The following is a 23,014-nucleotide window of genomic DNA, read 5'->3' as shown; positions in this document are numbered from 1 at the left end:
TCACGCGATGCAGGATCGATACCTTGCCCGCCAGCGGCAAGCGATACTTCGCGATCTGACCGATCCCGATGTTCCGGTATTCCGGCCTTGGTTTTTTTAATGCTTCAGCCACATTAGACCCCTTCCCAAACTGATTGACGATTCGCGCGCCGTCGACGATCGACACGGGCGCGACCCGCCCTGCCGATTCGCTTTGACGAGCAACCGGCAACGTATTCGGGGATAGTTCTAGCCCGCGCACTGCGCGATAGCGGTATTTTGTCGCGCGATTGATATACTGTCCAATATCTATCTCGTCTTTCTGAAATAGCTTTTTCATATATCGCATGGAATTGCGACATCTCCGCTACTTTCTGGCCGTCGCCGAGGAACGCAATGTGACGCGCGCGGCCGAGCGGCTCGGCATCGGACAGCCGCCGCTCAGTCAGCAGATTCACGCGCTCGAAGACGAACTCGGCGTGCGGCTCTTTCGCCGCACGGGGCACGGCGTCGTGCTGACGGAAGCCGGCGAAGCGTTCGCCGCCGACGCGAAGCGTCTCGTCGACGACGCGCGTCTCGCCGTCGAGAAAGCGCAGAGCGCGGGGCGCGGCGAGATCGGGCAGCTCAATATCGGCTTCACGGGATCGGCGGCGTTCAATCCGGTCGTGTCGAAGCTCATACGGTCGTATCGGCAGGCTTATCCGAACGTCATGCTGACGCTGACCGAAGGCAATACCGCGCAACTGCTCGCGCATCTCGACGCCGGCCGCGTCGATGTCGCGTTCGTCCGTCTCGGCAGCCAGTCGCCCGCGGGCGTGCAGATCAATCACATCGCGATCGAGCCGATGAAAATCGTGCTGCCCGCCACGCACAAGCTCGCGAAAAAGCGCAAGGTGCCGTTGGCGACGCTGGCGGAGGATCCTTTCGTGATGCTTCCGCGCGAGGCAAGTCCGACATTGCACGACGTCATCATCGGTGCGTGCCGTGAAGCGGGATTCGAGCCGGTCGCCGGCCAGCAGGCGCCGCAGCTATCATCGGTCGTCAATCTGGTCGCGGCGGAATTCGGCGTGTCGCTGGTGCCGGCGTCGGTGTGCCAGATTCAGGTCGATGGCGTCGCCTACACCGATGCGCTCGGCAGCGCGATCACGATTCGTCTGGCGCTTGCATCGCGCATCGATGCGACAACCGCCAAGACCGCCAACTTTCTCGACATCGCGCGGCAGATCGTTACGTCATCGACCTGACATTGTCATCAGAACAAGCGTGCATTGCATTCGACGATTTTTCGTCCAACACTTCATGTCGCAAGAAGAGCGTTGAAGAAGGCCGATTCCCGTCAGGTCGAGGAGCAAGGTCATGCGCGAAGATCTGAAGCATCCGCTGCAATGCACGCCCGCGTGCCGCCGGAGCTTTCTCAAATCAGTTGCGTCTGCAACTATCGCCGGGCTCGCGGTTCCGCCGCTCCTCATGACATCCGCTCACGCCGACGCGTTGACGCACGCGCAGCGCGACGCGATGTCGCCCGAGCAGATTCTCGATGCGATGAAGCGCGGCAACGAGCGTTTCCGCAGAGGCGAACGCAAGGCGCGCAACTACCTTGCCGAACAAAAGACGAGCGCAAAGGGACAATATCCCGCGGCCGTGCTGCTCAGTTGCATCGATTCGCGCGCGCCCGCCGAGGTAATCATGGATCTGGGCATCGGCGATATCTTCAACTGCCGCGTCGCGGGGAACATCGAAAACGACGACATTCTCGGCAGCATGGAATTCGCGTGCAAGCTGATGGGCGCGAAAGTCGTGCTGGTGATGGGACATACGTCTTGCGGCGCGATCAAAGGCGCGATCGCCAATGCCGAACTAGGTCATCTCACGGCGTTGCTCGCGCGCATCAAACCCGCCGTGGAAGCCACGAAGTACGACGGCGAGCGCACGGCGACCAATTACACGTTCGTCGACATGGTGGCGCGCAAGAACGTCGAGTCGACCATCGCGCAGATTCGCCAGGAAAGCGCCGTGCTGAGCGACATGGAGAATCAGCACGCCATCAAGATAGCCGGCGCGATGTACAACCTCGGCACCGGCGCGGTGGACTTCTTCGGCTCTTAACTTTCGACGCGCTCGCGAAGTTCTTCCGTTTGCCTGACGACACCGCGCTTCGCGGACCAATACTCGGTTCGCACGCCGATGTCCTCCGACATGAACGGTCCGCCGCGCGTCGAGCGGTAGTGCGCGAGCGCCTTGTACACGAGACGTTGCCCGATCAGCAGAATCGGCACGTTGAGCAGCACCATCACGATGTTCATCAGATCGGAAAGCGCCCACAGGTTGGGCAATTCGAGTCCCGCAAGCACGGTGAGCGCGCCGAACGGCACGAACACGAGCGAGCCGACGACGCGAATGCCGATGATGAAACCTCTGCTTCGTGAAATGAAGTTGGCCGAGATTTCGGCGAACGAAATCATGCCGAGCAACGTCGTGAACGCAAAGAGGCCGTAGCACACGCACATCACGATCTTGACGACATGCGCGACCGAAACCGGCACGAGCGTTTCGACCGATGCGAGATAGACCGTGATCTTCGATGCCCTGACCGACTCCCACGCCTGACCGTCCACCGTGCCGGTCCATACGTGCGCCATCACGACGATGAAGCCGGTCATCGTGCAGATGACCATCGTGTCGAAGAACACGCCGAGGCTCTGCACGAAGCCCTGTTCGCAAGGGTGATCGTTGTCGGCGATCGCCGCGGCCATCGTGATGGTGCCCTGCCCCGCTTCGTTCGACATCAGCCCGCGCTTGACGCCTTGAGCGAGCGCCGTGCCGATCGCGCCGCCGAAGAGCGCATGCGGCGCGAATGCACCGACGATCACCTCATGAAAGAAGTAGGGAATCAGCGGCAGATTGATGACGATGATGACGAGCGACATCAGACAGAAGAGCGTCGCCTTGATCGGCACGAGCACGTCGGTATAAGCGGTCACGCGGCGAATGCCGCCCATGATGATGAACGAGCACGCTGCGATGAGCACCGCCGCGATGACGTAATACACCGTCGACTGACGCCCGAGATGCGTGCCGGTCACCGTATCGGCGATGGTGCCGATCGCGGTGAACACGTTGAACGTTTGCGGCGGCACATTGAAAAGCGCATAGACGGTGAATACGAGCGACAGCAACGTGCCGACGAAGCGCTTGTCGCCGAGAATGCGCCGCCCATAGAACGGCAAGCCGCCGACGAACTCGTCGTGCTTTTTCTCCTTGAAGAGCTGCGCGAGCGTCGATTCCATGAACGCGGTCGCCATGCCGAAGAACGCGGCCACCCACATCCAGAACAACGCGCCCGGTCCGCCGACGGAAATCGCGCCCGTAATGCCGACGATATTGCCGGGCCCGGCACGCATCGCGAGCCCGAGCATGAACGACGCAAGCGCGCTGACGCCGGTTTTCGACGACTGCCTGCGCAGCATCATGCGAACGATCTTGCCGACGTTCATCGTCTGGATGAAGCGCGTGCGGATCGTGAAGTGAATGCCCACGCCGACAAGCAAAAGGATCGCGAACGAAAACTGCCCGAGCACGGGGATTTGTGAATAAGCCTTGAAATTCGTGGGGAAATCCCACAAGAAATCCGAGACGGGCGCAATGCAGGCAAACATTGCATTCACGGATTGGAAGAGACTTTCCACGCTTGGGCGTTCCTTTCTTGCTTCGGCCTGTCTGAGACAGGGGTTCGGGATGTTGATAAACGAGTCGTCGCGCGTGCCGCAACGGACGCGCAAACGTGTGCGAGGCCGCGATTATACGGGTCGGCGTCGTACATTCATCCGACGATCGTTTCGTGCAGAAAGGCGCTGGCGCAACGAGACAGTTAGTTGCAGCGAGAAATCAAGCTCATCTCATTCTTCTCTTGCACAATCACGTTCCCAACGCTGCTGGAGAATGAAGATGAAGATGACCGAACGCCTCGCGAAACTTCTCGTCGTGGCTTCGATGGCCCTGCTCGCGTCGCTCGTCAGCTTTGGCAATCTGACGGACTACGGCAGCAACCTGCAGTTCGTCGAGCACGTCATGCGAATGGACACGACGTTTCCCGGCAACGCGAACATGTATCGCGCGATCACGTCGCCGGTGCTTCAGCATCTCGGCTATGACGCGATCATTTTTCTCGAAACGCTCACCGCGCTTCTTTGCTGGACAGGCGTCATCGCGATGGCCCGCGCACTGCGCCAGGAGAGCGCGGCCTTCGCGCGAGCCAAACGCTGGGCGATCGCGGGCCTCACGCTCGGCTATCTCACCTGGCAAGTCTGCTTCATGTCGATCGGCGGCGAATGGTTCGGCATGTGGCAATCGCAGCAATGGAACGGCACCGAAAGCGCGTTTCGCTTCTTCATCACGTTTCTTCTGATATTGATCTTCGTGACGCGTAGCGAATCAGGTTGAACGCCGATCAGTTCAACGCGACCGCAGCCGCCGCGCCAACGGGCGTGCCTTCGATCGCCACCGACTTCTGCCCGTCCGGCCCCACGGGCACATCGCCGACGAGCGTCGTGCGATACAACTGGCGATCGAAGTCGAGATCGAAGATATCCGTCGGCGCGAGATGCGCGGTCGTGCGGTTGTCCCAGAACGCGATGCTGCCCGGCTCCCACTTGAATCTCACCGTGAATTCCGGCCGCGTCACATGCTCCCATAGCAGTTCGAGCAACACCTGACTTTCGCGCGGCGCGAGCCCCGCGATGTGCTTGAGAAAGCCCGGACTGACATACAGCGCGCGTTCGCCGGTCTCCGGATGCACGCGCACCAATGGATGCTCGGCGACGAGCGTGTGATCCGTCACGGCCTTCGTGAACGCATCGGTGCCGCTTGCGCCTTGCGGCGGCGCGAAACGATGCACGCCGCGCAGACCATCGACGAACGCGCGCAGCGGCGCCGACAGCTTCTCGTATGCGATCACGAGATTGGTCCATTGCGTATCGCCGCCATAGGGCGGAATCGTGACGCCGCGCAGGATCGATGCGAACGGCGGATTCACCGCGGCAGTCACATCCGTATGCCAGCCCGTCCACGGACGCAGCACCGATTGCCCTTCGAAGCGCGTGGCCTTGCGAAACTTCGAAATCGAGTAAATCTCCGGATGCCCGTCGACGTGGCCGAACACCGGATGCCCCACCGTGAGCTCGCCGAAGTGCGCCGAGAACGCGATGTGTTGTTCGTGGCTCAGAAACTGCTCGCGGAAGAAGACCACGCGCCATTTGAGCAACGCGGCGCGAATTGCTTCGACCTGTGCGGAAGACAAGGGACGCGTGAGGTCGACGCCGCCGATCTCCGCGCCGATATGCGCCGACAGCGGGCTGACAGTCACTTCCGTTTCATTCCCGATGGCCACTGCATTCATTTCGGATTCCTTTGGATGATGGATAAATGAAAGACGTGTCAACTGCCTTGCGCGCTCGAATCGTCAGCGAAGAAATAGTCGCGCCATGATTTCGGCTCGTGACGAATCACGCCGACCTTATGCAGGAACGTGCCCAGTTGGAGCGTGTTTTGCGGCGTCGTCGCGAAGCTCGCTTCCTTGTCGCTGAGAATGCGCTCGACGAACGCAGGCGAGAGCTTCGACCCGTCCTGACGAATATAGATGGCCGCCGCTTCAGCCTTGTCCTTCTCGACGAGCTTCGCCGCATCGTCGAGCGCCGCGCGCACGGCGGCGTAGGTCTTCGGATTGTCCTTGCGCCATTTGTCGGAAGTCACGACAACACTGCCCGTCGACGGTCCGCCGAGGATTTCGGTGGAACTCGTGACCTTGTGGATCTTCGGATCTTCGAGTTCCTGATACTGATAGGGCGCGTTGGAGAAATGCAGATTGACGACCGAGTTGCCCGATAACATCGCGGTCGTCGCATCGGCGTGCGGCATGTTGACTTCGAAACGGTCGAGCCGCGCATACTCGGCATCGCCGAACGCCTTGGCCGACGCCATTTGCAGCAGACGTCCCTGCTGCGACACTGCGACGGACACCACCGCGATGCGATCCTTCTCGCCAATATCCCTGATGCTGCGAATGCGCGGATCGTTCGTCACGAGATACACCGGCACCGCGCTTTGCGCCGCAATGGCCCGAAAATCCTGATGCCCGCGCGTGCGATCCCAGATCGTCATCAACGGCCCGATGCCGATAGTCGCGATATCCGCCGCGCCCGAGAGCAGCGCTTCGTTCACGGCCGCGCCGCCGGAAAGCGTGTTCCACTGCACGTCGATATCGAGGCCCGCGCGCGCGCCGGCCTTCTCGATGAGCTTCTGGTCCTTCGCGACCTTGAGCAGCAACGAGCCGATGCCATATTGATCGACGATCTTCACCTTGCCTTCGGCGTGCGCGCGATGCATCGGTAAAGCACATGCCGCCATCAACGCGAGCATGGCGAAGAGGCGATGCAATGAAGTCGTCGGGATCATGCGGGGATATCGTGGATGAGCGGCGAGCGATCAATGTACTAGCCGCTTCCTCACACGCGAACGAAGAAATCCCGATACGGATAGCTTCGTTCGCGATAAGCGCCAGGGCGGCGCTCACGACGATTCGATGCACTGCGCCGTTCGAAAGACGCAGTGCGGTGCAACATGCTTACCAGTGATAGTTCATGCCGGCGAACACCTGACGTCCGTAACCGAACGCACACCAGCTGCCGTAGTAGCACGACGCGACGTATTCCTTGTTGAACAGGTTCTGCGCGTTCACATACAGCTCGACGCCCTTGAACTGCGGCATGGCGCGGCCGAGATCGTAGTTCAGCGTGGCATCGACGAGGAAGAAGCTCGACACCTTGAAGCTGTTGTCGCTGCTATACGTCGTGCCGGTGTAGCGTCCGCCCGCGCCCATCGAGAGACCGGCGAGCGGTCCGCGATTGACCGTGTAATACGCCCACAACGAAGCCTGATTCTGCGGAATCGCGGGCAGGAACTTGCCTTCGAGACCGCTGTTGTCCTTCGTGTACTTCGTGCTGAGATACGTGTAGCTCGCCGTGACGTTCAACGAATCCGTGAGGCTCGCCTTCGCTTCGAGTTCGACGCCGAGCGAGCGCGCTTCGCCGACCGCCGACTGGAAGTTCGGGTTGTCCGCATTGACCGTCAGCAGATTCTTGCGCGTCAGGTCGAACAGCGCGGCCGAGAAGAACGCGTTGTAGCCCTTCGGCTGGAACTTCACGCCGACTTCATACTGACGTCCCTTCTCCGGCGAGAACTGCTGACCGTTGATGTCCGTGCCCGCTTGCGGCGTGAACGATTCGGTGTAGCTGACATACGGCGCGATGCCGTTATCGAACACATACGTGAGGCCCGCGCGACCCGTGAACGCGCGATCGAACTGATGCGACACGACGCCGTACGTCGTGTTGTTCGAATCGCTGCTCGCCCAGTCCTCGCGTCCGCCCAGCGTGAGAATCACGTTGCCCCAGCGCGCCTGATCCTGCGCATACACGCCGTATTGCGTGCCGCTCAGGATCTGGTGATAGCGGTCCGGCGGCGTGATCGCCTGGTTGTAGTTCGGCGCGAACATGTCGAGCGACGGCGCGGTGCCGAAGCCCGCATCGAAGTTGCTCGCATAGTGCTGGTAATCGAAGCCGAACAGCAGCGTATGGTCGATCGGGCCGGTCGAGACGTTGCCTTCGAGCTGATTGTCGAGCTGAATCGTGTTCAGGTTGTCCTTCGACGCAGCCGTGCCGCGATCGAGCGTGCGCAAGTCGTCTTCGAGCGCGCTCGCATAGACGCTCTTGTAGTCCTGCGCGAGATGCAGCAGACGTCCGTTCGAGCGGAACGACCACGCGTTGTTGAGCTTGCGGTCGAACTTGTAGCCGATCGATTCCTGCACGCGATTGAAGCTCTCGAAGTTGTGATCGCCGTCGTAAAAGTCGCTCGGCAGCTTGCCGTTCGGGTTGTAGAGCACCGTGCCTTGCGGCGGCACGCTGCCGTAGGACGTGCTGTCCGGATCGTGCTGATAGAGGCCGTACAGCGTGAGCGAAGTCTTGTTGTCCGGACGCCACGTGAAAGACGGCGCGATCGCGATGCGCTTGTTGTACGTCGATTGCACTTGCCCGTCTTCCGAACGCGCGATGCCGGTGATGCGGTACAGATAGCGATCGTCGCCCGCGATCGGCCCGGAGAAATCGAACTTGGCCGACTTGTGCGCGTAGTTGCCGAACTCGATGCCCACTTCATGCAGCGGCACGACCGTCGGCATCTTGCTTTCCTGATCCAGCAGGCCGCCCGCCGCCGCCTGACCGTACAGCACCGAGACCGGGCCCTTCAGCACTTCGACGCGCTCCATCAAATACGGATCGATCTGCGGCACCGCGTACCAGCCGTTGTCGAGCAGCTTGAGACCGTTCCAGTACTTGTCGGCGTCGAAGCCGCGCACTTTGAGCATGTCGTAACGCGTCGCGATGCCGCCGCGCGTTTCGGGCGTCACCCCCGACACATAGCGCACGGCCGCATTGAGCGTCTGCGCGTTCTGCTGATCCATCTGCTCGCGCGTGACGACCGAGACGGACTGCGGCGTCTCGAGGAGCGACGTGCCCGTCTTGAGCGCCGTCGATTCTTTCGCGACGTAGCCTTTCGTCGGACCATACGGTTCATCGACGTTCTGCGCCGTGACCTTCACCGCGGGCAGCGTGCTTTCGGCCGGCGCGTTCGACGCCGCAGCCGCCGATGCACCCGACGGCGCATCCGCGGACTGTGCCTGGGCGAGCGGCGCTGCCGCGAACAGCAGCAAGGCGGCCAGTTTCAAAGGCCGCATCGCGACCGGGCTCGTCGTTCCTGTCTTCATGCTCATTTCTTTTGGAGGTCCATTGCGTGTGAATGCGAATCGTTATTATTTGCGTCCGCATTGTGACAAGATGTTTTGTCTTTGTAAAGAATCGATTGGAAATCTTTAGTCCAAAAACGACGCTCTCGATCTGCCCGAGCCGCGCCAGGCACGCATGGCCTGGACTGGATTCGTTAATGCGGATGCGGTCGACATCGCCGCCTTCATCGGCGCATGGACGCGCGCAGCTTAACGAGCCGCTTTCTTCTTCGCTTTCGTCTGATTCAACGAGATCGCCGCGCGCACGAGATTCTTAAGCGCGTGTGCATCGATCTTGTCGCCTTCGAAAAAATCGATTGCACGCCGCGCGTTGCCTTCGAGGCTCGCATTGAAGAGCTTGTCGGGGTCCGGCAGGCTCGCCCCGTGCGCGAAGGTGAGCTTCACTTTGTCCTTGTGCGCGTTGCCCACCGCGATCATGCCGTCGCGATACCAGACCGGGCTGCCCATGTACTTCCACTCCTCGACGATCCCTTCGTCCGCCGCGAGGATGATCTTGCGCACATTGGCGAAGGTCTCGCCGCGCCAATCCGCGATGCCCGCGATCAGTTCGTCGATACGTTCCGATGCATTCATGCATTTCTCCTGTTTTTATTCGTGAGCGACATCAGCGGATGAGGCCCGGACTGCCTATGGTGATTTGCAGCCTTTGCGCCTGATCGAGATGAAAGATGAATGAAGGACGCGAGCGGATCAGCAAGGTTCGCGCGTCCGCGCTGCGCGCCGTGCGGATATAGCCTTCGACGGTACGCACCAGCTTCTGCAACGAGACGATCTCGTGTTCGAGATACGCTTCGTCGAAATCGTAGGTGCTGGTTTCATCGAGCTCGGCGATCTCGCTGTTGCTTTGCTTCGTCAATGCGTCGCTCGTCGCGCTGCGTTGCGGCTCCGTGCCGAAGCGCTGCGTCAGCGTCATGATCTCCTGATTGACCTGCGCGTGTTCCGACACGATCCGTTTCGCGTAGACCTGCAGGCTGTTGGAGCGCGTCTTGCGCAACGCGAGATTGGCCGCCGCGATCTCGGCCTGATTCGCGACGAAGACGACGCCGAGCATCTGTTCATCCGTAAGCGAAGGCTCTTGCGCGTACACACGAGCCGTCCAAAAGAGCAACACGAGCAACGCCGCGGCGATGCGCTTGCCGTTCATGCGCGCCTCCCGATCATGTCGACGGCGATGACTTTACCTTGAAACATGTGCTTCACCTGTCCGAAACGGTGGCCTTTCGTGTTCGATATGCGAGCCTTCAGGTCGCCCACTCCTCGCAAAGCAGCGTCCAGTATGGAGTGCAGGCCGATGCGTGGACTAAGATGTAGCCTTTGATCCAAACCAAGCTCCTGCCGCTTTTTACGAAGACGGCGGCACATCAACTTTCCCTTCAACTCTATGAACGCCGAAACGGTTTGGCCCGAGCAATCCTTCGACTGTGAAGGCTGGCGCGGCGAGATGGCTTCGCGCATCGCCAGCTTCGACTGGTCGGACACGGCCATGGGCCCGATCGGTCGATGGTCGAAGAGTCTGCGGGCAGCCGTGCAACTTCTGCTTGCTTCGCCTGTGCCGCTCGTCATGCTCTGGGGCCGGCGCGGCACGATGATCTACAACGACGCCTATGCGGGCTTCGCCGGTGGACGTCATCCGTTTCTGCTCGGCAAGCCTGTCGAAGACGGCTGGCCCGAGATCGCCGCGTTCAATCGCAATGTCGTGGACACCTGTTTGTCCGGCGCAACGCTGTCCTACGCCGACAAGCGTCTCACGCTGCATCGCAATGGCCGGCCCGAAGACGTGTGGATGGATCTGCACTACAGTCCTGTCGCAGAAGACGACGGTCATCCGGCAGGCGTGATTGCCGTCGTCGTCGAAACGACTCGCAAGGTGCTTGCCGAAGACAAGCTGCTCAAGCTCATGCAGACGCTGGAAGAACGCGTCGCGGAAGCGGTCACGGCGCGCGTCGAGGCCGAGGAGCGGTTTCGTCAGGTGCAGAAGCTGGAAGCCATCGGCAATCTGACGGGCGGCGTCGCGCACGACTTCAACAACGTCTTGCAGATCATCTCCGCGAACCTGCAGTTGATCGAACTCGCGACGCGCGACAAACCCGATCTCACACGCAGGCTGCGCGTGATGAGCGAAGCCGTCGCGCGCGGCGGCAAGCTCGCCTCGCAGATGCTCGCCTTCGCGCGACGTCAGCCGCTCAATCCCGCCGTCGTCGATCCGGCGAAGCTCGTCGCGGACATGTGCGAGTTCCTGCAACGCGCGCTGCCCGAATCGATCAAGCTGAAGACCACGGTATCGTGCGATGCCTGGAACCTCTTCGTCGATCGCCATCAACTGGAAAACGCGCTGCTCAATCTCGTCATCAATTCGCGGGACGCGATTCATGAAGGCGGCAACATTCAGCTCGAAGTCTCGAACGCGACCCTCGGCGATCAGATGACGACCGGTCTCGCGTTGCCCGCGGGCGATTACGTGAAGCTGGTTGTTACCGACGACGGCGATGGCATGCCCGACAGCGTAAAAGCACGCATGTTCGAGCCTTTCTATTCGACGAAAGCCGAAGGCCAAGGCACCGGTCTCGGCCTGAGCATGGTGTTCGGCTTCGTGTCGCAAAGCGCGGGCTGCGTGGATGTCGAAACGCAGGTGGGCGAAGGCACATCCGTCGCGTTGTACTTCCCACGCTGCACGCAAGTCGAATCGACGAATGCGCACGGCGCGCGCCCGCGTGCATCGAGCGGCGGCGAAGTGGTGCTCGTCGTCGAGGACGATGCCGACGTGCGCCTCGCGACCATCGACATGGTTGCGCAGCTCGGCTACAAGGTGCTGTCGGCGCCGAGCGCGGAATCGGCCCTTGCCGTCCTGCAGAAGCATGGCCACGTCGATCTTCTTTTCAGCGATGTCGTGATGCCCGGCACGCTGCGCGCGAACGAGCTCGCGAAGATCGCGAGCGCGCCGCCGTATAACGCGACCGTGGTGTTCGCATCGGGCTATACGCGCGACATCATCTTTCACGAAGGGCGGCTCGACAAAGGCGTCGTGCTGCTGAAAAAGCCCTTCACGTTCGATGACCTCGCACGCACGATCCGCCATGCGCTCGATGCGCGGCGCTGAACGTCAACGCGACACGCGCGCCTTCGCCCAGTCGGCCTTCTTCGCAAGCGCGATGAACGCCGCGAGATATTCGACGCTGACATCGGCTTCGCGCGTGCCGAGATAAATCTTCTTCGCAATGCCCTTCCTCCCTAGCTTGAGCACGGCGAGCGGCATGCGGTCCGCGTATTCTTCCGCGAGCCAGCGTGGCAGCGCCGCGACGCCACGCGCACTCGCGACCATCTGCATCATGATGTCGGTCGTCTCGATCGTCTTGTGCCTTCTCGGCACGACATTCGCGGGCGTGAGGAACTGGGTGTAGATATCGAGGCGATCGGTTTCGACCGGATACGTGATCAGCACTTCCTGCGCGACCTGCTCCGGCGTGACATGAGCGGCATCGGCGAGCGTGTGCGCTTCGGGCACGACGAGCACCTGCTCGTAATCGAAGACGGGCGTGAAGCGCAAGCCCGGTTTCTTCAGCGGATCGGGTGTCACGAGCACGTCGATGTCGTAACCGAACAGCGCGCCGATGCCGCCGAACTGAAAGCGCTGCTTCACGTCTACATCGACATCGGGCCAGCGCGCGAGATACGGCGACACGACCTTGAGCAGCCACTGATAGCACGGATGACACTCCATGCCGATGCGCAAGGTGCCGCGCTCGCCTTCGGCATATTGCCTCATGCGCGCTTCGGCGAGTTCGAACTGCGGCAGCATGCGATTGGCGAGGCCAAGCAGATACTGGCCCGCCTGCGTGAGCCGCATGCTGCGCCCTTCGCGCGTCCACACCGCCGTGCCCAACTGGTGCTCCAGCTTTTTCACCGTATGGCTCAGCGCGGATTGCGTGAGGTTGAGCACGGCGGCGGCGGCGGTCAGCGAGCCTTGGCGCTCGACTTCTCGCACGACCATCAGATGCGCGCGTTCGAGCATAGGCGTCTCCATGAACAAATTTAATCGATGCATGAAATTAAACCATTTTTATTCATGCGTAGGAAATTCTATCATCGTCGCCATTCACTCTCTTTCCGACGAGAACACGCAACGATGGCCACGACACACAACCTCGGTTTCCCGCGCATCGGCGCAAACCGCGAGCTGAAGTTCGCGCTCGAAAAGTACTGGAAAAAAGAGTCATCGCGCGACGAGTTGAAGGCGGTCGGCGCTCACTTGCGCGAGCGCCACTGGAAGCATCAGTCGCGTCTCGATCTCGTGCCGGCCGGCGATTTCGCGTTCTACGATCAGGTGCTCGACATGAGCTTCACGCTCGGCAATCTGCCCGAACGCGTGCGCGGCTTTCACGGCGATGCGCTCGACAACGCCTTCCGCGTCGCTCGCGGACGCTCTTCCGAAAGCGCTGAGGAACATGCAGCGTGCTGCGAGGGCGTGGCTGCGGGTGAGATGACGAAATGGTTCGATACCAACTATCACTACATCGTCCCCGAGTTCGATGCGGCGACGCAGTTCACGCTCGATACCTCGCGTCTCGTCGAGCAGCTCGGCGAAGCGCGCGCGCTCGGCGTGAACGCGAAGCCCGTCATCATCGGGCCGGTGACGTATCTCTGGCTCGGCAAGGCGAAGGACGACTCCGACAAGCTCGCGCTTCTCCCGCGCCTGCTGCCCGTCTATGCAGCGCTGCTCGATCACTTCGCGGCGCTCGGTATCGAATGGGTGCAGATCGATGAACCCGCGCTCGTCACCGAACTCGATACGCAATGGCGCGACGCTTTCGTCACCGCTTACGATGCGCTCTCACAACGACGCGTGCGCCTTCTGCTTGCGACCTACTTCGGCCAGTTGCAGGAGAATCTCGATCTCGCGTGCAAGCTGCCGATCGACGGCCTGCATATCGATGCGATCAACGCGCGCGATGACGTCGGCGCCGCTGCAAAGCTGTTGCCGGATTCGTCGGTGCTATCGGTCGGCGCGATCAATGGCCGCAACATCTGGAAAACCGATCTGAACGCCACGCTCGACTGGCTCGAACCGCTGCATGCATCGCTCGGCGACAGGCTGTGGATCGCGCCATCGTGCTCGCTGTTGCATACGCCCGTCGATCTTGCGAGCGAAATGAAGCTCGATGCCGAAATCAGATCGTGGCTCGCATTCGCGCTACAAAAGCTCGATGAACTCGATGTGCTCGCACGCGCCTTGAACGACGGTCGCGCCAGCGTCGCCGATGCGCTCGCGTGCAACGCGGCCGCGATCGCGAGCCGCCGCGCATCATCGCGCGTGCATAACCCGGCGGTGAAAGAAGCGCTCACAAAGATCGACGCGACGCTCGGCCAGCGCGCGAGCGCATACGAAACGCGCGCGCAGAAGCAGGCCGCGATGCTCGCGCTGCCCGCCTATCCGACGACGACCATCGGCTCGTTTCCGCAAACGAACGAAATCCGTCATGCGCGTCGTCAGTTCAGGAGCGGACAGCTCGATGCAACCACCTATCGCGCCGCGATGGAACGCGAAATCACGCGCGCCGTGAAGGAACAGGAGGCGCTCGGGCTCGACGTGCTCGTGCACGGCGAAGCCGAGCGCAACGACATGGTCGAGTACTTCGGCGAGCGGCTCGACGGCTATGCGTTCAGCGAGTTCGGCTGGGTGCAGTCGTATGGATCGCGCTGCGTGAAGCCGCCGATTCTGTTCGGCGATATCAGCCGTCCGAAGCCGATGACCGTCGAATGGACCCGCTATGCGCAAGCGCAAACCCGGAAGCCGATGAAAGGCATGCTGACCGGTCCCGTCACGATCCTGAACTGGTCGTTCGTGCGCGACGATCAACCGCGTTCCGAATCGTGCCGGCAACTCGCGCTCGCGATCCGCGCTGAAGTGCTCGATCTGGAGGAGGCCGGCGTTCGCGTGATCCAGATCGATGAGGCCGCGTTGCGCGAAGGCCTGCCGCTGCGCCGCGCGCAATGGGATGGCTATCTGCGCTGGGCGGTGGAAGCGTTTCGCATCGCCGCGAACGGCGTGCGCGACGAAACGCAGATACACACGCACATGTGCTATTCGGAGTTCAACGACATCATCGCATCGATCGCCGTTATGGATGCCGATGTCATCACCATCGAAACGTCGCGCTCCGACATGGAACTGCTCGAAGCCTTCGACCATTTCAAGTACCCGAATCAGATCGGGCCGGGCGTGTACGACATCCACTCGCCGAATATCCCGAGCGAAGCGCAAATCGTCGCGTTGATGACGAAGGCAGCGGAGCGGATTCCGCGCGAGCGTCTGTGGGTGAATCCCGACTGCGGACTCAAGACGCGTCAATGGGACGAAGTGATTCCCGCGCTGCGCAACATGGTCGCGGCCGCGCATACGCTGCGTGCATCGGCGTCAATCGCTTCATACGGTCAGCATGTTGCGGCCTGCGAGCTTCGTACGATATAGCGCGACGTCCGCATGGCGGCATTGCGGCATGGCCCTTGCTCGCCGAATACACATATCCTCGTCCAAAGGAGACGCGCATCATGAAGCTCTATTACGCGCCCGGCGCATGCAGTCTCGCCGATCACATCGCGATGCACGAAGCCGGCCTGACCTTCGACCGCGTGAAGGTCGATCTGAAGACCAAGGTGACGGAAGACGGCACGCCCTTCGGCGAAATCAACCCGAAGAGTTATGTGCCCGTCGTCGAGTTCGACGATGGCAAGCGTCTCACCGAAAACGTCGCGATTCTTTCGTGGGTCGCGCAAAAAGCGCCATCGCTCGCGCCTTCCGGCGACGACGGCCATCTGCGTCTGCTGGAAATGCTTGCGTTCATTTCGACCGAGATCCACAAGCAGTTCGGACGCGTGTTCCGGCCGACATCCGATGCGGAAGCGTCGGCGGCGCGCGAGAAAATCGGCCAGCGCTTTGCGTATGTCGCGAAGACGATGCGCGGCGATTATCTCTTCGGCAATGATGTAAGCGTCGCGGATGCCTATCTCTTCACGATGCTGACGTGGGCGCAGAAAATGGGCGTCGATATGCCCGCCGAGCTCCAGGCGTTCTACAAGCGCATGCGCGAGCGCCCCGCAGTGAAACTTGCGTTCGAGCACGAAGGGCTTGAATGAGGGAAACGCGTTGCTGGCCGCAAAGCCCGGAACGCGCCTTGCGCCATGCTTCGTACCAACATCGACTTACGGAGGCAGGTCATGCAAGCGAACAGAACCATCGCGATTTCGGCTTTACTGATGGCGCTCTCGGGCGGCGCATTCGCCGCAGCCGATCAGACGCAGCCGGGCGCAAGCCACGGACCGTCGAGCGCGAAGAACGCGCAGGATGCGGCTGGCATCACGCCGAACTCCGGCCACAGCAGCGGGCCGTCGACGGGGCCGTCCGGCGTGGGCGGCTCATCGAATGGAACGAGCGGCGCGGGTGCGGGCACACGCCAAGGATCGGGCGGCATGCAGCCGCGTCTGAACGGCAGCGGCGGCACGAACGGCCAAACGAGCCCGTCGACGACCGGCGGCGGCGCGCAAGGCTGGTAATGCGTCAGGGCGTGTCGGGTGTGTCGAACCAGTCGTCGGCGGCGCGAAGTTCGAGCGAGCATTCGTTCGCGTTCGCCTGACCCGAGCGCGACTGGTCGAACGCACTCCGCACGTGCGCGATCACGCGATCCTGCACGATGAGGCGCTGCGCGGTATCCATCGCGCCATATCGCTCGAACTGACGCGCCGCGATGCGCAACACGACGCTGCAACGCGCATCGAGCGTCGTGTCGCGGCCCGTCTCGATGGCCCACGATACGTTGATGACGATGCCGTCGCCTTCGTCCACCACGCCTACGAACGGCGTCTTCCGCGCATCGAACGCACGCGACAACGCCACCTGCAATTCCTCCACGCGCTGATCCTGATCGGTGTATTTCATTCCTCGCTCTCCTGGATGCCTGTTCGATAATCGCCCAGCAAGCCGCGCTCCTGTCTGCAACGCGAACGGGTCCGTTGCTTGCTGCGCCCGATACGAAGGCGCGCGCCGCGTGCCGCATCACGATTCCGGGAGGCCCATCATGACGTCAGACAAGCCCGTGCCGCATGCCACCGCCGACGATATGGACGAACCCGTAGGCGAAGACACGAAGCAGCGTCAACTCGACGAACGCGAAAAGCGCACGCACGAAGCATCGGAAAACGAATTGCCGTCGACGCAGGAAAAGAATCCCGTTCCGCCCAATTCCAACGCAACGTAGCCGATGCATCGCGCAGGTCATTCAACGAGGGATCACATCATGTCTACCGAGACTTACGTTCGCAACGGACATCGCGTCGAGATCACGATCGATCACGATCCAACGGGTCAATGCACCTGGTCCTACACGATCGATGCGGACGGCTTCACTGAAATGCGCGATCGGCCGTTGGAAAGCGCGGACGCCGCGAGGGAAGCGGCCACGACGCACGCGAACGCCAAGGCCGACGCACTGCCCCCCGGCGACGAGGCCGGGGCCTAAGCGCTCCGGCGGTCTTTGATTCGGCGGATCGCCGATGGGATGCGGCGCGCCATCGGGCGGCACGGGATCGTCATCCGGTACGGAAGGATCGGGATCGACGTCGGGCGGCGGGATTTGCATGCGTTGGTCGGCGTCTGCGGAAAAGCGCGGTGAGTTCATCCTCATCTCCGGTTTGTCGGTCAGATGAACTTCCGCATTCCCCATGCCGCGGCCCTTGTCATGGCAACAACGTCGATGAATCCAGATCGGCGAGCTTGCCGAGTTCTTCGCGCCGCGTATCGCATGCATCGCGCACGCGCTGCCCAAAGCCGATCCAGATCGCGAACGCGACGACAGACAAACTTCCAAGCGTGATGAACGCCGCCGGATAGCCATAGTGATGCGCGATCCAGCCGCCGAGCATCGGGCTCAGGCACGCGCCCGCCGCCTGGACGCCAAGCACCGCGCCCTGCCCCAGATTCACTCGTCCGCTTCCGTGCAGCAGATGCACGACGAGCGCGGGCACCGCGACGGTCTGCAAGCCCGCGCCGATGCCATCGAGCACCTGCACCGGCACGATGCCCCATGAAGGCGCGATCCACGCGGCCGTCATCGCGCGCAGCGGCAGCGTCGCGAGCGTGACGAGGATGATCCACCAGAAGCCCCATCGGCGAATCAGGCGGCTCGCATAGGCCGCCGCGACGAGCATCACGATCTGCGAGATCACGATATTGGCGGCCGTCACATGGCTGGGATCGGCAGTATGCGCCGACGCGACCGCGAGACTGTAGAGCGGCAGCATCGCGGAATTGCCGAGGTTGAACGCCGCGAGCGCGGCCGCCAGCACGAGCAGCGAGCGGTTGCGCAGCAGAACCTGTATGGCATCGGCGCGCGTGTCGGAGGGATCGTCGTTGTCGTCCTTTGCAATGCCGCGCGCGAAATGCCGATGCACCGAGCGCGGCGGAATCCACAGCGCCGCGAAGATGCAGCCCGCACCGAACGCCGCGCTCAACGCGAAGATGTACGGCATGCCGAGCCACGCGCCGAGCCAGCCCGAAAGCGCCGCGGCCGCAATATTGCCCGCGTGATTCGCCACCTGATTGCGTCCGAACTGGCGATCGAAAATTCTGCCGTCCGACGATGCCGAGCGTGAGGCCCGCGAGCGCGGGGCCCATCGTCGCGCCTGCGATCGCCGTGGCCACTTGCGACAGCGTGACGGGCCAGAAGCCTTGCCACATCCAGATGATGATCGCCGCGACGATGGATAGCGCGCTCGCGACCGCGACGATGGCGCGCCGGTGCGGCGTGGCATCGACGAGCGCGCCGGCGGGCGTCGTCACGAGCATGCCGACGATGCCGCCGATGGTCAGCACCGTGCCGATGCGGTCCGGCGTCCAGCCGTGCGCTTGCAGATAGATACCGAGAAACGGGCCGACGCCCGCCTGGACGTCCGCCGCGAAGAAGCTCACGGCGATGAGCGGACGGGTTGGCTTCACATTGTGTATTGGCATGTTTTGGATTCAGAGCACGACCTGCACGCTAAGTTCGACGACACCTTCGCTTCGAAGTCCGTAGTATTCCGCGCTCGATGCCGAATGGGTCTTAGTGCGCAGCATGAAATCCGATAACGCTTGCTTCGGCGCTGGCGTCATTCGACGATCGCTGCCGTCATCGCGCGCGGGGCGCAAGGCCCGATGCTCGCGTGCATCGTTCGATGTGAGTGTCATCCGAGGTATGCGTCTCCTTTATGCCGTGCCGAACGCACAGCAAATCGCATTCCGCGTGCTCGCGAGCAGCGGCGAACTGGGACTGTCGCTTGCTGCCTCTTCAACGTTCTGACCTTTTTCGGGAAATGTTCATGAACACCTTTGAAGAAGCGCGGGAACGCATGGTCGAACGTCAGTTGAAGGGGCGCGGCATCAGGAACGCGCGCGTGCTCGAATGCATGAGCGCCATCGCCCGCGATGCCTTCGTTCCCCCAGCCCTTGCCGAATTCGCCTATGAGGACAGCCCGTTGCCGATCGCCGCGGGTCAGACGATCTCGCAACCGTACATCGTCGCGCTGATGCTCGAAGCCGCCGACCTGCAACCTGGCGATCATGTCCTCGACATCGGCACCGGCTCCGGTTATGCGGCGGCGATCGCGGCATGTATCGCGGCGCGCGTCGATACGATCGAGCGACATCGAGAACTCGCCGACGATGCCGCCGCCTTGCTCAAGGCGCTCGGGCTCACGAACGTCAGCGTGCATCATGCGGACGGCACGCTCGGCATGCCGCAGCACGCGCCCTTCGACGCGATCATCGCGGCGGCGGGCGGTCCATCCGTGCCCGACGCATGGCGCGCGCAACTCAAGATAGGCGGACGGCTCGTGATGCCCGTCGGCGACGCGCGCGAATCCCAGCGTCTGATGAAATACACGCGCACGGACGACGATGTGTGGCGCGACGAAGACCTCGGCGGCGTGATGTTCGTGCCGTTGATCGGCGCGCAAGGCTGGAGCGACGAACCCGACATTCGCACGGACAAACCCACGCTCGAGGAGCCCGTTGCGCGCACGTTGCCCGATCTGATCCGCGCATCGGCGGTGCGTCTGCCCGCGCTCGATGCGCCCGACTTCGCACATGCGTTCGATCGTTTCGCGGACAAGCGCGTCGTGTTGCTCGGCGAAGCGAGCCACGGCACCGCCGAGTTCTATGTAGCGCGCGCCGCCATCACGCGGCGTCTCATCGAACGGCACGGCTTCAGTTTCGTCGCGGTGGAAGCGGACTGGCCCGATGCCGCGATCATCGACGAGCACGTTCGCGGCCGTCCGCGCGCGCGACCCGAAGCACGACCGTTCACGCGTTTCCCTACGTGGATGTGGCGCAATACCGAGTTCGCCGCGTTCGTCGCGTGGCTGCGGCAGCACAACGCCGCGTTGCCCGACGAGCGCCGCGCCGCGTTCTATGGACTCGACCTGTATAGCCTTTCCGAATCCATCGCCGCCGTGCTCGCGTATCTCGACGCACAGGACCCGGGCGCGGCGCGCATTGCCCGCGTGCGCTATGGATGCCTCACGCCCTGGCAGAAAAACCCCGCTGTCTATGGACGCACCGCGTGGCAGGCGGGCTTCGGCACATGCGAGGAAGCCGTCGTCGCGCAATTGCGCGATCTGCTGGACAGACGGCTCGCTACGTCCGCGAGCGATCACGGACTGCTCGACGCGACGCATAACGCGCGGCTCGTCGCATCGGCGGAGCAGTACTATCGCGCGATGTACGGGGCATCGGCGGAAAGCTGGAATCTGCGCGACACGCACATGTTCGACACGCTCGACAGCCTGCTCGATGCATGGGGACCGGACGCGCGCGCGGTCGTATGGGCGCACAACTCGCATCTCGGTGATGCATCCGCGACCGAGATGGGCCGCATGCGCGACGAGTTGAACGTCGGTCAGCTATGCCGCGAGCGCTTCGGCGACGACGCCGCGCTCATCGGCTTCGGCACGCACGCGGGCACGGTCGCGGCGGCATCGGACTGGGAGGAGCCGATGCAGATCATGCAGGTGCGGCCATCGCGCGCCGATAGTTACGAGCATCAGTTTCATCTTGCGGGCGTGAGCCCGTGCCTCGTCGATCTTCGTGCGGGCGTGAACGATGCACTGCGCGACGCATTGGGCGAGGAGCGGCTCGAACGCTTCATCGGCGTGGTCTATCGGCCCGATACCGAGTTGTACAGCCATTACGCGCAAGCCGAGCTGTCGGCGCAGTTCGATGCGTTCGTGTGGTTCGATACGACGCGCGCGGTCAGCGCGATCGAGCCTTCACAAGTCACGCACGAGACGCCAGAAACCTTTCCGTTCGGCGTCTGACGCGCGTTTGCGCGTAATGGAGCGCGTAATGGAGCGCGTAATGGAACGTAAGCGTTGCTTACACATGCTCACGTCATTTTCGTTGCCCATTGCGTACAGTCCGGGCATCCAGAACATCCCTTTGCCACTTCGAGAGGAACGAACATGAAGAAGAGTCGAATCGTCGCCGCACTGGTTTGCGCGAGCATCGGACTGACGACGGGCGCCGTTTTCGCACAGCCCGCACCCGGCGGTCCGGACGGCTATCACGACGCGCATCGCGCACCGGGCGGTCCGGGCGGTCCCGCTGCCAAGGGCGGTCCCGGCGCGCCGGGTCATGGTCCGGAGATGAATGGCCGCGACGCGCCCCGCCCGCCGCAGCATGCCAACGATGAGCCGCGTCGCGACTGGCGCAAGGGCGAGCGTCTTGATAACGATTACCGAAGCCGTCAGTACGTCGTCGACGACTGGCGCGGACAAGGCCTGCGTCAGCCGCCGCGCGGTTATCAGTGGGTCGGCGTCGGTGCGGACTATCTGCTGGTTGCGGTCGCGTCGGGCGTCATCGCGCAGGTCGTGTTGTCGCATTGATCTGCGTTGGTTGCGCATAAAGAAAAGCCCGCCTGTCGAGGCGGGCAAGATGCGCTTAAACGAGAGGGGGTCGAAGCGCACATCCAACGCGGTACGTTACGAATGATTCGTGCGACTACAGCTTCCTGCGAATCGTGCCGGGCGAATCGGCGCTTTCCGTGGTCCTTGCCGGCGGGTCCGGCACAGCGACCGTCTGATCGAAAACGAAGCCCATTGCGATGTGCTCGGTGTTCGTGGATCCGCATGCGGGGCACGTATCGTCTTCGAGAGCATCGTCTGAATATATGAGCTTGTTGCATGCTGCACAGCGTATAAGCATCTGTACTCCCGAAGTTCCAAGAAGATCGTCTCTCATTTATATGTCAAAACGAACGCACAGCCAATTGTTCTTTATGGGTGCCTTATGGGTCGCCTGTTGGGTCCCCTCTTAGGTCGCCTCGAGCACGCTTTAACCACCACGTTAATACGCTGTACACCGTTCAGCGGATGATGCTCCACTCGGACTCGATCGCGCCCGCAGCCATCGCGCACTCGCTGAACGGCGGCACCGGCTGCGCATCGGGCGCGCCGTGCCAGCGCACTTCGAAGCGCTCTTCCATCCGTTCCGGTCCCTTCGCCGCGCCCGCAATCGAGGCGAGCCTGCAACCCGCGGCCTGCATCGATTCAGCCAGCGTGTCCCGCGAAAAGACGCCTCTTTCATAAGTTATCCGGAGCTCCGCATGATTCTCGCGCGGTATGCGTCTTTCGACCTCCTTCAGAAACCAGAGCACGACGATCCCGAGCCCGAGTCCCGCCGCGCCGAGTCCGAGCTGACCGCCGCCGAAGCACAGTCCGACCACGGTCACGAACCATAACGTCGCCGCTGTCGTCACGCCTTTGACGAGGCCATCCTTGCGAAGAATCGCACCCGCGCCGATGAAGCCCACGCCCGACAGTATCCCGAGCGGCAGGCGCATCAGATCGATCTGCACGAACGAACCGGGCGTCTTGCCCGCCTGAGCAAGCAACGCGTTGACTTGCAGCATCGCGAGACACGCCGCGAGGCATACGAGCAGCGTGGTTTTCAATCCGGCGACCTTGCCCGATTCGCCGCGATTCAATCCGATGAGAATGCCGGCAAGCACGGCCAGCGATATTCGAATGCAGACATCCGGCCATTCGAGGGTGAGAGGCATGAGCGCCATCGTATGTGTCCTGAAGCAATCGTCCGCGTAAAGCGCTCTAGCAATCATCACGCCCGCATGGGTTCATCGCGCCTTGCAGCGATTGAAA

The 23,014-nt window shown here is 62.2% G+C and carries 23 protein-coding genes and 2 pseudogenes; 11 read left to right on the top strand and 14 right to left on the bottom strand.

Annotated features, from left to right (window positions below):
* Positions 1 to 319, bottom strand: a pseudogene (locus QCE49_RS14550) (hypothetical protein); the annotation flags it as partial.
* A gap of 7 nt (positions 320 to 326) precedes the next feature.
* On the opposite strand from QCE49_RS14550, the gene QCE49_RS14545 reads away from it, so the two are divergent.
* Positions 327 to 1,223, top strand: a complete 897-nt coding sequence (locus tag QCE49_RS14545) for a LysR family transcriptional regulator (protein WP_250441561.1) — start codon at positions 327 to 329, stop codon at positions 1,221 to 1,223.
* Positions 1,224 to 1,335: 112 nt separating this feature from the next.
* The gene (locus QCE49_RS14540; RefSeq protein WP_034470037.1) at positions 1,336 to 2,085 is read left to right on the top strand and encodes a carbonic anhydrase family protein; all 750 of its coding nucleotides are present in this window, start codon (positions 1,336 to 1,338) and stop codon (positions 2,083 to 2,085) included.
* Here QCE49_RS14540 and QCE49_RS14535 read toward each other — a convergent pair.
* Positions 2,082 to 3,665: an amino acid carrier protein gene (locus QCE49_RS14535; RefSeq protein ID WP_309806112.1), complete on the bottom strand. Its 1,584-nt coding sequence runs from the start codon at positions 3,663 to 3,665 to the stop codon at positions 2,082 to 2,084. The two genes, QCE49_RS14540 and QCE49_RS14535, sit on opposite strands and share 4 nt — an antisense overlap.
* 265 nt (positions 3,666 to 3,930) lie before the next feature.
* On the opposite strand from QCE49_RS14535, the gene QCE49_RS14530 reads away from it, so the two are divergent.
* On the top strand, positions 3,931 to 4,419 hold the full coding sequence (locus QCE49_RS14530; RefSeq protein WP_033536907.1) for a DUF2165 family protein: 489 nt from the start codon (positions 3,931 to 3,933) through the stop codon (positions 4,417 to 4,419).
* A gap of 7 nt (positions 4,420 to 4,426) precedes the next feature.
* On the opposite strand, the gene QCE49_RS14525 is transcribed toward QCE49_RS14530, so the two are convergent.
* The 6 genes from QCE49_RS14525 to QCE49_RS14500 form a co-directional block, all read right to left on the bottom strand.
* Complete coding sequence (locus tag QCE49_RS14525) at positions 4,427 to 5,374, bottom strand: TauD/TfdA family dioxygenase (protein ID WP_175981903.1); 948 nt, start codon at positions 5,372 to 5,374, stop codon at positions 4,427 to 4,429.
* A 38-nt stretch (positions 5,375 to 5,412) separates the two neighbouring features.
* Complete coding sequence (locus QCE49_RS14520) at positions 5,413 to 6,429, bottom strand: ABC transporter substrate-binding protein (protein WP_250459930.1); 1,017 nt, start codon at positions 6,427 to 6,429, stop codon at positions 5,413 to 5,415.
* Positions 6,430 to 6,598: 169 nt separating this feature from the next.
* Positions 6,599 to 8,794, bottom strand: a complete 2,196-nt coding sequence (locus tag QCE49_RS14515) for a TonB-dependent siderophore receptor (RefSeq protein WP_250459932.1) — start codon at positions 8,792 to 8,794, stop codon at positions 6,599 to 6,601.
* A gap of 228 nt (positions 8,795 to 9,022) precedes the next feature.
* Positions 9,023 to 9,406 carry a DUF1801 domain-containing protein gene (locus tag QCE49_RS14510; protein ID WP_239295450.1) on the bottom strand — a complete coding sequence of 128 codons (384 nt, stop codon included), beginning with the start codon at positions 9,404 to 9,406 and terminating at the stop codon, positions 9,023 to 9,025.
* Positions 9,407 to 9,437: 31 nt separating this feature from the next.
* Complete coding sequence (locus QCE49_RS14505; protein ID WP_250459934.1) at positions 9,438 to 9,977, bottom strand: DUF4142 domain-containing protein; 540 nt, start codon at positions 9,975 to 9,977, stop codon at positions 9,438 to 9,440.
* The gene (locus tag QCE49_RS14500; RefSeq protein ID WP_162483417.1) at positions 9,974 to 10,318 is read right to left on the bottom strand and encodes a hypothetical protein; all 345 of its coding nucleotides are present in this window, start codon (positions 10,316 to 10,318) and stop codon (positions 9,974 to 9,976) included. Before QCE49_RS14500 ends, QCE49_RS14505 begins: the two co-directional genes overlap by 4 nt.
* On the opposite strand from QCE49_RS14500, the gene QCE49_RS14495 reads away from it, so the two are divergent.
* Positions 10,215 to 11,930: an ATP-binding protein gene (locus QCE49_RS14495; protein WP_409014124.1), complete on the top strand. Its 1,716-nt coding sequence runs from the start codon at positions 10,215 to 10,217 to the stop codon at positions 11,928 to 11,930. The genes QCE49_RS14500 and QCE49_RS14495 overlap by 104 nt on opposite strands.
* A gap of 3 nt (positions 11,931 to 11,933) precedes the next feature.
* On the opposite strand, the gene QCE49_RS14490 is transcribed toward QCE49_RS14495, so the two are convergent.
* Positions 11,934 to 12,842 carry a LysR family transcriptional regulator gene (locus QCE49_RS14490; protein WP_250459936.1) on the bottom strand — a complete coding sequence of 303 codons (909 nt, stop codon included), beginning with the start codon at positions 12,840 to 12,842 and terminating at the stop codon, positions 11,934 to 11,936.
* A gap of 114 nt (positions 12,843 to 12,956) precedes the next feature.
* Here QCE49_RS14490 and metE point away from each other — a divergent pair, with 114 nt between their 5' ends.
* The 3 genes from metE (at position 12,957) to QCE49_RS14475 (ending at position 16,381) form a co-directional block, all read left to right on the top strand.
* Positions 12,957 to 15,299 carry a 5-methyltetrahydropteroyltriglutamate--homocysteine S-methyltransferase gene (gene metE / locus QCE49_RS14485; protein ID WP_250459938.1) on the top strand — a complete coding sequence of 781 codons (2,343 nt, stop codon included), beginning with the start codon at positions 12,957 to 12,959 and terminating at the stop codon, positions 15,297 to 15,299.
* Between the two features lie 80 nt (positions 15,300 to 15,379).
* Positions 15,380 to 15,964, top strand: coding sequence for a glutathione binding-like protein (locus QCE49_RS14480; protein ID WP_008345933.1), 585 nt, complete (start codon positions 15,380 to 15,382; stop codon positions 15,962 to 15,964).
* An 81-nt stretch (positions 15,965 to 16,045) separates the two neighbouring features.
* Positions 16,046 to 16,381 carry a hypothetical protein gene (locus tag QCE49_RS14475; protein WP_051078958.1) on the top strand — a complete coding sequence of 112 codons (336 nt, stop codon included), beginning with the start codon at positions 16,046 to 16,048 and terminating at the stop codon, positions 16,379 to 16,381.
* Between the two features lie 4 nt (positions 16,382 to 16,385).
* On the opposite strand, the gene QCE49_RS14470 is transcribed toward QCE49_RS14475, so the two are convergent.
* Complete coding sequence (locus QCE49_RS14470) at positions 16,386 to 16,763, bottom strand: DUF3022 domain-containing protein (protein WP_250459941.1); 378 nt, start codon at positions 16,761 to 16,763, stop codon at positions 16,386 to 16,388.
* A gap of 139 nt (positions 16,764 to 16,902) precedes the next feature.
* On the opposite strand from QCE49_RS14470, the gene QCE49_RS14465 reads away from it, so the two are divergent.
* A complete protein-coding gene (locus tag QCE49_RS14465; RefSeq protein WP_250459943.1) occupies positions 16,903 to 17,082 on the top strand; it encodes a hypothetical protein in 180 nt (59 codons plus the stop codon).
* 39 nt (positions 17,083 to 17,121) lie between these two features.
* Positions 17,122 to 17,343 carry a hypothetical protein gene (locus QCE49_RS14460; protein WP_008345935.1) on the top strand — a complete coding sequence of 74 codons (222 nt, stop codon included), beginning with the start codon at positions 17,122 to 17,124 and terminating at the stop codon, positions 17,341 to 17,343.
* Between the two features lie 217 nt (positions 17,344 to 17,560).
* Here QCE49_RS14460 and QCE49_RS14455 read toward each other — a convergent pair whose 3' ends face one another.
* From QCE49_RS14455 to QCE49_RS14445, 3 genes and pseudogenes are all read right to left on the bottom strand, one after another.
* Positions 17,561 to 18,418, bottom strand: coding sequence for an MFS transporter (locus tag QCE49_RS14455; protein ID WP_309806108.1), 858 nt, complete (start codon positions 18,416 to 18,418; stop codon positions 17,561 to 17,563).
* A gap of 97 nt (positions 18,419 to 18,515) precedes the next feature.
* Positions 18,516 to 18,833 (bottom strand): annotated as a pseudogene (locus QCE49_RS14450) (MFS transporter); the annotation flags it as partial.
* 9 nt (positions 18,834 to 18,842) lie between these two features.
* The gene (locus tag QCE49_RS14445) at positions 18,843 to 19,049 is read right to left on the bottom strand and encodes a hypothetical protein (RefSeq protein WP_250459944.1); all 207 of its coding nucleotides are present in this window, start codon (positions 19,047 to 19,049) and stop codon (positions 18,843 to 18,845) included.
* A gap of 131 nt (positions 19,050 to 19,180) precedes the next feature.
* On the opposite strand from QCE49_RS14445, the gene QCE49_RS14440 reads away from it, so the two are divergent.
* Positions 19,181 to 21,175 carry a protein-L-isoaspartate(D-aspartate) O-methyltransferase gene (locus tag QCE49_RS14440; RefSeq protein WP_250459946.1) on the top strand — a complete coding sequence of 665 codons (1,995 nt, stop codon included), beginning with the start codon at positions 19,181 to 19,183 and terminating at the stop codon, positions 21,173 to 21,175.
* Between the two features lie 144 nt (positions 21,176 to 21,319).
* Positions 21,320 to 21,742, top strand: coding sequence for an RcnB family protein (locus tag QCE49_RS14435; protein WP_239295448.1), 423 nt, complete (start codon positions 21,320 to 21,322; stop codon positions 21,740 to 21,742).
* Positions 21,743 to 22,221: 479 nt separating this feature from the next.
* Here the strand turns inward: QCE49_RS14435 and QCE49_RS14430 are convergent, their stop codons facing one another.
* Positions 22,222 to 22,917: an MgtC/SapB family protein gene (locus QCE49_RS14430; RefSeq protein ID WP_409017222.1), complete on the bottom strand. Its 696-nt coding sequence runs from the start codon at positions 22,915 to 22,917 to the stop codon at positions 22,222 to 22,224.
* Positions 22,918 to 23,014: the final 97 nt, after the last annotated feature.

It is taken from the genome of Caballeronia sp. LZ008 (genome assembly GCF_031451435.1).
Lineage (GTDB): Bacteria > Pseudomonadota > Gammaproteobacteria > Burkholderiales > Burkholderiaceae > Caballeronia > Caballeronia zhejiangensis.
The sequence above is the reverse complement of the archived record's forward strand: the minus strand, read 5'-3'. Positions and strand labels throughout refer to the sequence as shown.